This is a genomic window from Paraburkholderia sp. BR13444, assembly GCF_040948755.1.
Taxonomy (GTDB): Bacteria; Pseudomonadota; Gammaproteobacteria; order Burkholderiales; family Burkholderiaceae; genus Paraburkholderia; species Paraburkholderia youngii.
Map to the genome: position 1 here is coordinate 32,539 of NZ_JBFPKM010000005.1, position 12,787 is coordinate 45,325.

11 protein-coding genes, 3 tRNA genes and 1 pseudogene are annotated in these 12,787 nt (G+C 60.0%); 9 read left to right on the plus strand and 6 right to left on the minus strand.

The annotated features are described in order from the left end of the window. Positions 1-29: 29 nt before the first annotated feature. The 4 genes from AB3X95_RS15900 to AB3X95_RS15915 all read left to right on the plus strand — a co-directional run bounded on the left by AB3X95_RS15900 (position 30) and on the right by AB3X95_RS15915 (position 768). Positions 30-105: transfer RNA gene (locus AB3X95_RS15900), tRNA-Asn, on the plus strand. A gap of 3 nt (positions 106-108) precedes the next feature. Next, positions 109-184, plus strand: a tRNA-Gly gene (locus AB3X95_RS15905). A gap of 19 nt (positions 185-203) precedes the next feature. Further along, positions 204-278: transfer RNA gene (locus tag AB3X95_RS15910), tRNA-Thr, on the plus strand. 226 nt (positions 279-504) lie between these two features. Further along, on the plus strand, positions 505-768 hold the full coding sequence (locus tag AB3X95_RS15915; RefSeq protein WP_368621858.1) for a hypothetical protein: 264 nt from the start codon (positions 505-507) through the stop codon (positions 766-768). 6 nt (positions 769-774) lie between these two features. Here the strand turns inward: AB3X95_RS15915 and AB3X95_RS15920 are convergent, their stop codons facing one another. Beyond that, the gene (locus AB3X95_RS15920) at positions 775-1,443 is read right to left on the minus strand and encodes a Crp/Fnr family transcriptional regulator (RefSeq protein ID WP_176368464.1); all 669 of its coding nucleotides are present in this window, start codon (positions 1,441-1,443) and stop codon (positions 775-777) included. A gap of 240 nt (positions 1,444-1,683) precedes the next feature. Then, positions 1,684-3,447, minus strand: coding sequence for a Rieske 2Fe-2S domain-containing protein (locus AB3X95_RS15925; RefSeq protein WP_176368465.1), 1,764 nt, complete (start codon positions 3,445-3,447; stop codon positions 1,684-1,686). A gap of 268 nt (positions 3,448-3,715) precedes the next feature. Here AB3X95_RS15925 and AB3X95_RS15930 point away from each other — a divergent pair, with 268 nt between their 5' ends. Beyond that, positions 3,716-4,645 carry a Ku protein gene (locus AB3X95_RS15930; RefSeq protein WP_368621859.1) on the plus strand — a complete coding sequence of 310 codons (930 nt, stop codon included), beginning with the start codon at positions 3,716-3,718 and terminating at the stop codon, positions 4,643-4,645. Continuing rightward, on the plus strand, positions 4,642-5,484 hold the full coding sequence (locus AB3X95_RS15935; RefSeq protein WP_176379767.1) for a tetratricopeptide repeat protein: 843 nt from the start codon (positions 4,642-4,644) through the stop codon (positions 5,482-5,484). Before AB3X95_RS15930 ends, AB3X95_RS15935 begins: the two co-directional genes overlap by 4 nt. A 28-nt stretch (positions 5,485-5,512) precedes the next feature. Here AB3X95_RS15935 and AB3X95_RS15940 read toward each other — a convergent pair whose 3' ends face one another. Both AB3X95_RS15940 and AB3X95_RS15945 read right to left on the minus strand, forming a co-directional pair. Further along, on the minus strand, positions 5,513-6,658 hold the full coding sequence (locus tag AB3X95_RS15940) for an alpha-hydroxy acid oxidase (RefSeq protein ID WP_368621860.1): 1,146 nt from the start codon (positions 6,656-6,658) through the stop codon (positions 5,513-5,515). Between the two features lie 52 nt (positions 6,659-6,710). After that, on the minus strand, positions 6,711-7,163 hold the full coding sequence (locus tag AB3X95_RS15945; protein ID WP_018437423.1) for a universal stress protein: 453 nt from the start codon (positions 7,161-7,163) through the stop codon (positions 6,711-6,713). A 631-nt stretch (positions 7,164-7,794) separates the two neighbouring features. On the opposite strand from AB3X95_RS15945, the gene AB3X95_RS15950 reads away from it, so the two are divergent. Genes AB3X95_RS15950 through AB3X95_RS15960 form a run of 3 tightly spaced genes read left to right on the plus strand, consistent with a single transcriptional unit; the run spans position 7,795 to position 10,687 of the window. Continuing rightward, a complete protein-coding gene (locus AB3X95_RS15950; protein ID WP_176120496.1) occupies positions 7,795-8,616 on the plus strand; it encodes an ATP-binding cassette domain-containing protein in 822 nt (273 codons plus the stop codon). Beyond that, positions 8,613-9,653 (plus strand): ABC transporter permease, encoded by a 1,041-nt coding sequence (locus AB3X95_RS15955; RefSeq protein WP_368367219.1) that lies wholly within the window; start codon positions 8,613-8,615, stop codon positions 9,651-9,653. The genes AB3X95_RS15950 and AB3X95_RS15955 overlap by 4 nt, the downstream gene beginning before the upstream one ends. Before the next feature lie 29 nt (positions 9,654-9,682). Continuing rightward, complete coding sequence (locus tag AB3X95_RS15960) at positions 9,683-10,687, plus strand: substrate-binding domain-containing protein (protein WP_368621861.1); 1,005 nt, start codon at positions 9,683-9,685, stop codon at positions 10,685-10,687. 270 nt (positions 10,688-10,957) lie between these two features. On the opposite strand, the pseudogene AB3X95_RS15965 reads toward AB3X95_RS15960, so the two are convergent. Then, positions 10,958-11,089 (minus strand): annotated as a pseudogene (locus AB3X95_RS15965) (aldo/keto reductase); the annotation flags it as partial. A gap of 374 nt (positions 11,090-11,463) precedes the next feature. Beyond that, positions 11,464-12,474 carry a dienelactone hydrolase family protein gene (locus tag AB3X95_RS15970; RefSeq protein WP_368621862.1) on the minus strand — a complete coding sequence of 337 codons (1,011 nt, stop codon included), beginning with the start codon at positions 12,472-12,474 and terminating at the stop codon, positions 11,464-11,466. Positions 12,475-12,787 lie beyond the last annotated feature (313 nt).

Genomic DNA, 12,787 nt, shown 5'->3' on the forward strand with positions numbered 1-12,787 from the left:
TACAATCCGGTCCGCTTCACAAAGCCTGATCCCCGATAGCTCAGTCGGTAGAGCGCCGGACTGTTAATCCGTAGGTCCCTGGTTCGAGCCCAGGTCGGGGAGCCAAATGCGGGAGTAGCTCAGTTGGTAGAGCGCAACCTTGCCAAGGTTGAGGTCGCGAGTTCGAGCCTCGTCTCCCGCTCCAGCGTTACGTCATCTAGACGGCCCATGTGGCTCAGTGGTAGAGCACTCCCTTGGTAAGGGAGAGGTCGGCAGTTCGATCCTGCCCATGGGCACCATTAAACATTCGCACCGGCAATCAATCTGCCTGCTTCTTCGCGATCAATCCCCACGCTCGCTTGTAGATGATCAGTTAGTCACATCGCTTGAGCGGCCGAGTTTTTCACACATCGACGTCCATCGAAAGCCATCCCGCTTGACCAATGATGACCTGTTTGTGATTGCGATCACAGCTTCTCTCGAACGCTGGCGCATATTCTGCGCACACTGACAGAAGCCCTTGGTATGCAACAGGTAAAGAGCGGTACGGCACACGACGAAGACGCACGAAATATGACGCTCGCAACGGTACAGCGATGGCGCATCGATTCGACGAGCCTGAACGTGATCGTCCATCTCGACGCGGACAGGTTTCCGGCGAGCCCTGTCGCACCGAATCAGCGTGGCTTCGTACTGGATGCGGAGCAGGCACGTCAGATGATCCGTGACCTGAGTGCGGCGGTGCTGGCACTGACTCAAAAACCGGTACGGATCTCTGCGCGACCCTGAGTCGCTTCAACTTGGCGTCCGGCCGGTTGCGAGGTGGTGCAACGCGACACGATCCCGAATACGGATCGCCTTGCTTTCCCGTTCGACAATCCCACGCTTTTCGAGCGACGTGATCACACGCGACACCGTCTCGCGGCTCACGCCCGCCATCGCTGCAATCGTGACCTGATTGGGCAGTTCGACTAGCGATGAATCGAAGGACGCACTCTGGTTGATGGCCGCCTCGATCACGGCGGTCACACGCGCATCCGCACGCGGCTGGCTTCGCGAACTGCGCGCCACGAGTAGCGTTTTGGCGCGACTCGCGATCAGGTTATTCAGCGCGCGCGCCACGTCCGGGTCGCTGAGAAGCCGTCGGGCGTGCGCCCGGTCGAGCAGGCCGACGATACTGCCCTTCGTAGCAATTACATTGCCCACGGTCGGCGCGCAGTTGAGGATCGAAATCTCGCCCGTACACTCGTCGGGATTGACAACGTAGAGCGGGAGCTCGACACCATCCTCGGAGTATGTCGACACGCGGAGCTGTCCCTCGACGAGGAAGATCAGCGGCGACTCTATTGCCCCCTGATAGCAAACGTAATCGCCCTCCTTGACGTGTACAACCTTGGTGAGCCTGGTCGTGTTGCCGACTATTTCGCTTCGTGCCTCGCGAAGCAGAATTTGTTTTCTCAACATTATTCGAATTACGTATGCGGCCTACTGAGATAGAGCAGAAAAACTTGGCACGGAGAATACCGGTAACTAAATGTAACGCAAACTAAAAGTAAGTAATGAAGAGAATGGGGCAGCCGCATAAGAAAAAATTGCTTGGTGTTTTCTACGCGGCGCTGCGCCGCTTTTATGCGTGCTGCATGAACCCGCGGGGAGCTTCCTTTAAAACGTGTCCGGACGGACACCATTAGCGAGATTGGCAGGTCAATGCAGTTCACTTCCCAGCATCAGCCGCCGCGCGATGTCGGCCGTCTGCAGCATCCCACGTTCAGTCGGTGAATGGGCCGCGAGATAGCGGACGACTGCAATGAGAATGTGCCGTCCTTCGGCAGTATTGCCCCATGCAGCAAACTGCCGAACGCCTGCCTCCAGCATCTGATAGGCATGAAAGCCGGCATCTTCACGCAACACGGCAAGCGCAAGCGTGGCAATGAGCGCCTGCGGCGGATGACCGAGCGTAAGATGGCGCGCCACCAGCTTCGCCGCAAGATCAACCTGGCGCTGCCGGTCGAAAGCGTCGAGCAAGGCCGTTCGGATCGTCCCCTCATCGGCAGGAAGGTCGTCGAGCGGATCATTGTCCTCGCCCGGGATGCGGGCGGGCGGAACGTTCAGATATCTCGCCAGGTAGAGCGCCATGGCTCCGTGCAGTACGCCGCGAACGCCGATGACCCGAGTGTCGAAGCTTGCGTCCCCGACACGCCTGAGAATCTGATGGAGCGCGTTGGCATGGGTAAACACATGATGCGCGGTCTCCCAGTCGGAGTACTCGTTGGCATTGCCGAAGCGGGCCACGCGCAACGCCGCTGCGTAAGCGAGGGCTTGTCCCAGGTCGGCAGACGCAGCGCCTGCGCGGATCGCCTCCTTTAGCGAGTCAATGATTCTCGCTGGATCGTCTGAAAGCAGTTCCCAGGCAAGCGCCGCGTGATCCGACCAGCCTCGCACGCTGCGCCCGGCAGCGAAGAGGTTCGAGATCTGGCTGGCCGCTTCGTCGCACATCGCGACGAGATCGAGGGGCTGGCGCCACGCGGTCGATTCCTCGGCACCCCGGGCGCTTACCATCTGGGCGATGACAGTGGGCAGCACAGCCGACGCGTGCTCCCAGCCGATCAGATCGAGGCATTCAAACGCCTTGTTGATGAAGTCGAGCAAATGCCCGGAGTCCGCGAAGGCCCGCTCCGTCCCGGCGGACAGCAACGCATCCGCGAGCACGGCGGGTGCGAGACCGGCGGCAATCGCAGTCAACAGCGTGCGCTCGGCCGCCTCGCGGTGGCGCACGTTTGTCCACAGGCGCAGCCAACGATCGAGCATGGCGGGCTCCGGCCGGCTCGCAAGCGGCGTACGTTCGCGCCGCGGCGCCTCGCCGTTGCAGTCCGCCGCTACACGGCGCGCGCCGTGGAACAGGGCGAGATAGGTTTCGTCTGCGGGCAGCACGGACAACAGGTTGCTGAGCGCTGTGAGTACCGTGAGACCAACGCCCCAGCCGTCACGGTTTTGCGCTCCGAACAGCGCGACCTGCCGCACGATATCGACCCTTGGTACATCGGCGGCGAGCTGGCCGTGCACGGCTTTGGCGATGACAAGTCCAAGGTCATGTGTGAGGCCATCCGCAAGGCGTTGACGCCAGTGCGCGGCAGCATCGGGATGATCAGACCTGGTTGCGACCCAGACGTCGCCATTGCGTATTTGGACCGCGTAGCTGGGGACATCATCTGCCCAAAGGTCGAACGTGCAGCCGCTTTCCAGATCGAAGCGGGCATGATGCCAGTGACAGGTCAGGATGCCGTCTTCGACAGTGCCTCGCTCGAGCGGGAATCCCATGTGTGGGCACCGATTATCAACGGCAAAGACACGCTCGCGGTCGCAGATCACGACGATCGGACCATGTCCACCCTGGACGATGCACCGTCCTTTCGCTCGCAGCTCTTTGAGGCTTCCAGCGAGCACGAATTCTTCGTCCCGGGGATCCATGTGCGAGCCTCCCGCGTTAGTCCTACAGGCGTTTCAGATGCGACCGCTTCCCCAAATATAAGCATACTCTCCGGACAAAATGCCAAAGGCGCGGGTAGCGGGCCCAGATCTATACCGATAGGCACAACCTATGCTTTGCGATCTCACCGGGCGTTAGCGCCTTAAAACGCCGTAGAATTCCCCAAGCACAGTTCACCTTCGTAGTTCACCTTCGTGCGATCCAACCGAGTTTGTGCGACCAGCGGTCGCCGGTTATCGGGAGACAGTCATGGCTGCGCGTTCAATTGCGTCTCTGACGCTTTCCTTCGGTCTGGTATCAATTCCGGTCAAGCTCTACTCGGCGACCGACAGTGCTTCAGGTGTGGGATTCCATCTCCTGACGCCTGACGGCGGGCGGGTCAAACAGCAGTACATCTCCGAGGCGACAGGCGAGGTCGTGGCGCGAGCCGACATGAAGAAAGGCTATGAGTTTGAGAAAGGCCAGTTCGTCGTTTTCACGCCAGACGAACTGAAAGCGCTCGAGGAAGGCGCAACGCATGTCGTTGAGATTGTCTCCTTCGTACCGGAGAGGTCAGTGGACCCGCTGTATTACGACAAGGCTTATTTCATCGCGCCAGACAAGCGCGGCGGCAAACCGTACAGTCTGCTTCAGCAGGCGATGCGCGAAAGCGAACGGTGTGCGCTCGCAAAATGGTCATACAAAGGGAAGACGCGCATCGTCCAGATTCGCTCAGCCGAAGATGGCATGGTGTTTCAGCAACTGTTGTTCGCGGACGAGGTGCGCTCGCTGAGCGAATTGCACATCGAGCATGTAGCAGTGACGGGCACCGAGTTGCAGCTCGCGCTGCAAATCATCGACCAGGTTTCCGAAGATTCGTATGACCCAACGGCATACGAAGATGAGGAGAAGAAGCGGATTCTGGCAGCGATCGACCAGAAAATCGCCGGCAAGCAGATCGTGTCTCCGGCCGAACCGGGCATGGAGTCGGGCGCCGAAGTGATTGACCTGATGGAAGCCCTTCGTGCGAGCCTTGGCCGCAACAAGACCAAACAGGCCGCGTCCGCAAAAGCCGCGCCCGTAAAAAAGGCGCCCGTAGCCGCTTCAGATGAGCTCGCATCCAAACCGAGGCGACCGGCGAAGAGGGCGCCCGCCAAGGTTGAAGAAGCGGCTCCGGCCAAGGTGCGGGCGCGCAAGTGAAAAGGCGCAATGCCTCGCACGACTACTCGTTGCGCAGTCTCCAGTCGCTGCTGGGTGTCTCACGACGAGTGCTGTCCGGCCTGATAGACGCTGGATTCGTGCAACCGTCACGTGGTCGTCGTAACGAGCTCCGGTTCACGTTCCGCGACGTCGTGTTGTTGCGCACAGCTTTCCAGCTTCAGTCGGCCAAAATCGCGTCGCGCAAAATTCTACGAGCGCTTGCGCGGCTCAAAGCGGAATTGCCTGAAGAGCTTCCACTGACCGGCATCCGCATCACGGCTGTCGGTGACTCGGTGGTCGTCAAGACAGGTGAATCACAATGGGATGCGACCTCGGGCCAGCTTCTGCTCGATCTGGAAGTGGCGCCTGTCAAGGGCGAAGTGGCGTTCCTCGACGCTGCGCCCCGGAACATCGTTGGCCGGGAAAAGCAAACCGAGGAGTGGTTTGCTCTTGCAGAGGAACTTACCGATAGCGACGTCATCGGTGCTGAACAGGCCTATAAAAAGGTGCTCGAGTTATCGCCGACCCCGCACTACGACGCTTATAACAACCTGGGCGTCCTGCTTTGCGAGGTCGGGATGAAGTACGACGAGGCATTGTCCGTCTTTGACCGGGCGCTCGAGCATTTTCCGCAGGACGCTCTGTTGCACTTCAATCGCGCGGTCGCTCTGGAAGAACTGGAGCGCTACGACGCAGCGGTGCAAGCCTATGAACGATGCATCGAGCTCAACCCCACTCATGCCGACGCTCACTTCAATATTGCACGCCTGAGCGAGATCCGAGGCGACAAGCAGGGACTTCTGAGGCACCTGAGTGCATATCGCCGTCTCAGCAGGTGACGCGCACTCAACTGCTTTGCGGGGCAGGCTATCGAAACCGAAGACTTTCGCGAGAGAGCTCCCTGACCGCGCTACATCCCATCAACTTCATGCCCCGCTCTAACTCTGTTCTCATCAAGGCCAGCGCCCGCTCAACGCCGGCCTGCCCAGCCGCTGCCAGTGGGAACAAATAGTACCGTCCGACACCAACGGCTTTCGCCCCTAGAGCCAGAGCCTTCAGAACATGGGTTCCGCGTTGCACTCCTCCATCCATGATGACGTCCAGCTTGTCGCCCACGGCATCTACAACCTCCGCAAGCTGATCGAACGCGGCTCTCGATCCATCCAGCTGCCTGCCGCCATGATTGGACAGCACGATGCCGGTACAGCCAATTGCGGCCGCACGCTTCGCGTCCTCGACAGACATCACGCCCTTGAGGCAAAACTGGCCATCCCAGTTCCGGACCATCTCGGCGACGTCGTCCCAATTCATCGAAGGGTCCAACATTTCCGTGAAGTAGCGGCCAATCGACATCGCACCGCCGCCAAAGTCGACGTGGGTCTCCAGTTGCGGCATGGAAAAGCGCTCATGCGTGACGTAGTTCAGAACCCATTTCGGCTTCAGCGCGAATTGGAGCATACCGCTCAAGGTGAGTCTGAAAGGGATGGTGAAGCCTGTACGCAGGTCGCGCTCGCGGTTTCCACCAGTGATACTGTCGACCGTCAGCATCATCACATCGATGCCAGTCTCTTTGGCGCGTTGCATCATTGCACGGTTTAAACCGCGGTCCTTATGGAAGTAGAACTGGTACACCTGCGGTGTCGGGAACGCTTTGCGCAACTCTTCCATGCTGACCGTGCCGAGCGAAGAAACGCCGAACATCGTTCCATACTTCGACGCCGCGGCGGCCACTGCGCGTTCGCCTTCATGGTGAAAAAGGCGTTGCAGTGCGGTCGGGGAACAATACACAGGCATCGCCAGCCGCTGGCCGAGCACTTGCACCGAGAGATCCACGTCACCGACTCCCCGCAACACATTGGGTACCAGGTCACATTGCTGGAAGCTCTCGGTGTTCCGGCGATAGGTCACTTCGTCGTCGGCGGCGCCATCGATGTAGTTAAAGATCGGGCCCGGCAGTCTGAGCCGTGCCAGTTCACGGAAGTCGTGAAAGTTATGGCAATCGCTTATTTGCATATTGCGAGGTAGCCGCCGATTTGGCCTGCTGGAAGCCAAATTTCACGGACGGTCAATTCTCATGCCGCGTTTTTTTCATCGTCGCCGGATCGCGCACGATGGTGACCGCGCATGGCGCGTAGGCGAGCACCTGGCGGGCGACCGAGCCGATCAGCCAGCGATCGAACGGCGTATGTCCGCGATGCCCCACCACGAGATGGTCGATAGCATGCCGCTCCGCATACAGCACGATCTCTTTCGCCGGCGGCCCGACCACGAGATCGAACTCCACGGCCCCGTTCGAAGCGGCGAGCTTCGCCTTCACGTCGTCGAGGATCTCGTTGGCATGGCGCACTTCCAGCTCGATCAGACTTTTTCGCTCGACTTCGATCGCGCCCCAGTCCGGCGTGCGCGCGACGACGAGCACATGCAAGCGCGCGTCGAAACGCTTGGCCAGATCGACCGCGAAAGTCACGGCATATTGCGCGGATGCCGACCCGTCATAACCTACCAGCACGTTCTGCATGATCTGCTCCTGTGCGGTTCCCACCGGGTCGCGACTTCGTCTGACGAAATCCATCGGGCCGTTTGCGTGAACCGCGAACTCTCCCCGACTTCGCGGCGTCGGCGCGAAAGCATGTGCGATCCACTCGCGAACCCACGGCGTGGATCGTCACGCGGACGGCGTCGGCACCTGTGGTGTTGAATCAGTTGTCGTCGCTTCTGGACGGGAGATGCTCGTGAGGCTCGGGCTCTGCCGCGTCCGCATTAGGAAGGTCGTCTGGGGCCGGTTTTTGCGAACCCTTCGGACCGGGATGGCCAGTCGTGCCGGCGGAAGATTGCGCGGGGTCGCGAGAGGTGCCGGTCGGCTCAGCGGATGGATTGGAGGTCATGATGTGCTCCTGCGCTGATGAATGCAGCTTTTATCATCATAGTCCCCTGGCCAGTTTGAGTGATAGACGCCGTGACGCCGGCGCTGTCACGCCGCCGGCACTTTCTAGCCACGGTCGGGCGATTCTTGAACTAGACTTTAAATCTTGCTGAATTGCATAGACAGTTTCAATGCAAGTTGATGCGGCGATCGATAAGCAAAAGGAAGGTTTTATGGCTATCGTCGTACACAACATCACTGTGGTTTCTTCGAGCTGGGGCGTAGCGTGACGGCGAGCGATGCCGCGCGCGCTACGAGCGCCTGGCGACATATCGTGCGCGCGCAGGGCATCAGCCTGTCCTACGGCAAGATACGCGCGCTGTCCGGTATCGACCTCGCCATTGGGCGCAACGAGATCGTCGGCCTGATCGGCGACAACGGCGCGGGTAAATCGACGCTTATCAAGGTGCTGACCGGTGTCGTGCGGCCGAGCACGGGCAAGCTTTTCATCCGGGACGAGGAGGTCGACTGGAGCCGCTTTTCCGTGCGCGAGGCGCACCGATTGCGCTTCGAGACGGTCTATCAGGAAAAATCGCTGGGCGAGAAGCAGCCGCTGTGGCGTAATTTTTTTGTCGGCCGGCAAATCACCAACCGGTTCGGTTTCATCAATGTCGCCGAACAACGGCGCATCGCCAACGAAATCTTGAAGCACCAGCTCGGTTTCCGCGGCGTGGGGATCGACGCGGATTCGTTGATTGCGAAACTCTCCGGTGGCGAGCGCCAGGGCATCGCGATCGGACGGGCAATGTATTTCGAAAGCGATCTGATCATTCTCGATGAACCGACGGTGGCGCTAGCCATCAGCGAGGTGCGCAAGGTTCTCGACTTTGTGCGTTCGATCAAGGAATCCGGCCGCGCTTGCATCTACATCGAACATAACCTCGCCCATGTGCACGAGCTCGCCGATCGACTGGTGGTGCTCGATCGTGGCCGGATCGTCGCGGAATTCAAGTCCGGTGAGATGAGCCTCGAGGAACTCACCCGGTTCCTGATTTCGCTACAGCAGAGCGGGCACGGGCCGGCGCCGGTTGCGGGGACACGGACGTGAGCGATCCGATAAAAGAAAAACGGCCGGCGCGGTTAGTGTTTTTTCGCCTGCCAGCTTTTGCTCGCGTGGAGGGATTGCCGAGCGTGGTCGTGTTTGCGTTGGTGGTCGGCCTGTTCATGGCGACCGCACCGCGGGTCTTTTTAGGTTGGCCAATCTACTTCTCCTTCCTGACGACCGTGCCGCCGCTGGTGGTGTTGGCGATCGGGCTGACTCTGGTGATTGCGGCCGGCGAGATCGATCTGTCGTTCCCGTCGGTAATGGCATTCGCGGGCTTTCTATTCGCCTGGTGCGTGAACACCACTGGATCGGCCTGGCTTGCCGTCATTGCGGCGTTGGCTGGCGGCGCGCTGGTCGGCGTGGTGAACGGGGTGCTGGTCGCGGTGGTCGGTGTGCCGTCGATCATCGTGACGATTGGCACGCAGTTCCTCTGGGCCGGTGTTGCTTCGATCCTTTCCGGCGGGCTTTCCAATGCGCTACAGCAACTCGCCAGTGGTTCGGCTTATGCAGTATTCGCGGGCACGCTGTTCGACGTGGTCCCGATGCAAGCGCTCTGGGCGCTCGGGCTCGCAGTATTCATGTGGTTCATCCTCAATCGCCATCGTTTCGGCGAGCACGTGCTGTTCATCGGAGACAACCGCAACGTGGCGAAGGTCGTGGGCATCAACGTGCCGCGTGAGACGGTAAAACTGTTCACGCTGATGGGGGTGCTGGCCGGATTCGCAACGGTTCTGCTCACGCTCGAGAATCTGAACTACTTCTCGACCCAGGGGCAAGGCTACCTGCTGCCGGCGCTGGCCGGCGTGTTCATCGGTGGAACCTCGGTGTTCGGTGGCACGGCGACGATCGTGGGTACGTTCTTCGGCACCTTCGTGATTGGCATGCTGGAGGCGGGAATCGTTGCGACAGGTATCGCCGGCTTCTGGGTACAGGCGATCGAAGGAGTGGTGTTCATCGTCGCCGTGATCCTGCATCTGTTGGTCGAGAATCCCGCCAGGCTGCGTGTATTGCGCGAAAAACTCAGGTTTGGCGGGAGATAATGCCGTTAAATCAGGAGATAGGAGCAGAAATGATCAAGATCATGACGGGATTCCTGCTAGGGGCGAGCTTTGTTGCGTTCGGCCTCGCGCCAACCGCCGGTGCCACCGAGCCGACCACGACGGGGCCGCTCGGCGCCGGTATGACGATGTATATGCAGATGGGCGGTAACCCCGGCGACGGCGCGACGCTGCCACGTCAGACCGGCGCTGCGGACGCGGGACATGCCCTCGGCATCAAGGTGATCGAGCAGTTTTCGGCCTGGAGTCCGGAGACGATGCTTGCGCAGTTTCGCCAGGCGATGGCGGCGCATCCGACGTGTATCGGCATCATGGGCCATCCTGGCGATCCAGCCTTCGCACCACTGATCAAGCAGGCGGTAGACCAGGGCATCATCGTTACCGTCGGCAATACGCCGCTGCCGGAAAACCAGAAGCTCTACGACGCGAAGGGCTTCGGCTACGCCGGCGTCGAACTCTACATCGGCGGGCAGATCACTGCTCAGGCGATGCTCAACGCCGGCCTCAAGAAGGGCGACGAGGCGCTCGAATATGGCGTCTTCAACGAGAGTGTGCGCAGCCAGTCTGACCGTGGCCTTTCCGAGACGCTGGAAAAGGCCGGTGTGAAGGTGACGAGGCTCAATATCTCACCCCAGGTGGATGCCGATTCATCGCTCGCCGTGCCGATCCTGGTCGCCTTTATCCAGGCGCACCCTGATCTGAAGGCGATCGGCACGCAGCACGGCGGCGTGACCGGGTTCATTCCGCAGGCGCTCCAGCAGGCCGGCAAGAAGCCGGGGCAAATCATCGTGGGCGGCATCGATCTGGCGCCCGCCACGATTTCCGGGCTGCAGAACAAGTACCTCACTGCGACGCTCGACCAGCAGCTTTATCTGCAGGGTTTCCTGCCGGTTACGCAATGCGTGCTCTCGGCTGCCTATCATTTCGCGGGACTGACCATCAACACCGGCGCAGGCGTGCAGACACCCGCGACGATCGACTCGCTGATTCCGCTGATCAAGCGCGGGATCCGCTAGGAACTCGTGCCCTCCAGACGCGGACCGGTTACCTGCGCACCGTGTCCGCGAGCATCAAGAAGGTCTCCTTAAAGGGCGTTCTCCGCTCGTCAGGACGCTATGACGGCGCGTTGCCGCCAGCGGACAGTTCAGCCCAGTCCAGCTCTTGCACGAGTGTTCGGTACGCGTGATCCCCGATGACGTCTCTATTACGAAGGTCGATAGCCTTCGCGCGGCCGGCTGCAATGGCACGCCTCCTCAGTGGGCCGCCGGGGACTTCGCTCAGTGGGCTTCGAGCGCCGAGTGCAGCGTGGCGATGCTTTCGGTGCGATCCGCAGGACCGTAGAAATCCGACATGCCCATGCAGCCCAGCCCAAGTGCGGAAACCGTGGGGCCGTTGCGGCCCAGAGTACGCATCTTCATGCTGTTTCTCCGCGGTGTATTGGTTAACGAACGGCGTCCACCCCATCAATGCAATACACGCACGATGCTACTCCTGAAAGTTATGGTTAAAAATTGCCAACCCCAGAAGATTTGGTTAATTGTCCGGAATGCGAAAAGACATCCGACAGGTAAAGCGAGCTCTCCGCACACCTGGACGGACGAATTGAAATAGCAGACCAAAAATGGGAGCCGGGAAAGCGGCAAATGTTATGGCTATTACAGCGCCGATGTACGCTTCATACTTGAAACGCGCATAAGGACGCATTGAAAGTGAAACTGGCTCTCGTCACGGGACGGCCGTTCGTTGAAGCTCAGGACAGCCTCGGAGTTCGCAAACGAACCGGCCTTTCGAGTCACGGAGCGGGCGCGCCAAGTTTGAGCGTGCCCGTCACGAACTCGCGGACGGTCTTCCTTGCATTGATCGCGGCCTTTTCGTCGTACGCGAGGGTCGGTCCATACTCGACGCAAGGATCGCTGTACGTAAAAGGCTGGCCGGTCGCTGCGTCCATGATTTGGCCGTTCTGTGCTTCGCTCAGTTGACAGCTTCTGATGGTTTGCGCCTTGGCGAGAACGATTGGCTTTGCCGCGGCTTTCCAGTCAAACATATGCTGGGCACCCGAATACTCGATGAACTTGATGTCCTTCCCCTTGGCTCGCAGCCTTTCGACGTACGCGCGGCATGACGCGACGGGAGCATAGTCATCTGCGGTGCCATGAAAAACGAGCACTGGCTTGTCGTCGAAATCGTCATCGGCTCTATAGGTCGTGTTGCAGTTCGGATAGAACGCGATGTACCCGGCGAAGCCCTTGCCGGAAGTGGAGCCGTGCAATTGTTGAAACCGTTTGAGATCGGCATATAACGCTGGTTGTCCGCCGCGTGATTCGCCCATCAGTATCACCCGCTCCGGATCGACTCTTGGATGCTTCTGGAGCAGGTCGAGTGCGCGATACGCGTCCTCGAGCTGCACGAGCCGGCCCAGTTGCCCCTGGTCGTTGAACGTGTTGACGACACCGCGCCCCGCGAAGCTGTCGACGACAAAGGTGGCGACGCCCATCGCAAGGAATTCCTGCTGCCAGTCGGTGATGCCGCTGTTGATGCCTCCCGATGGATGAAGAATGACGATCGCAGGAAGACGATCCGAACCCGCCTTGGGTAGACTCAGCACCCCGGCAACGGTGACCGGCTTGCCCGCTTCGTGTCCGCCGAGGAACTGTTCGTCGGTGAGTGTGACCGACTGCAGCGGTAAAACCTCTGTCCGCACTACCTGCGCAGCGATTGAAGCGGGAAAGGCCGCAGCCACACTTATCGATGCGACCAGACATAGGTGCCGCAGTCCAGCACCGGATTGCGCGAGTAATGACATGGCGACATCCTCCTGACCGCAACGGCGCGTCTGCCCAATAACGTCTCTTTGAACATAGACGATTGAATGGGCTTCTCAAGATCGAGGCGGCGCCTAGCTTCGGCGCTCTGAAGAATGTCTTATAAGTTCTGGCCCGGGACTGGTTCAAACATTGCTGACCGATGCCGTGGACCAGTCGCGCGGTGTGAATGGCAGTGACCCATTGGCGTATCTACACTCGGCTACGCGCCCTATGTCGTATTATTCGTGATGAGTCCGCTGCTGACCGTGGTCGTGAGGTGCCCTCGCTCGTGGCCGGCCCCCCGGCGCGCGA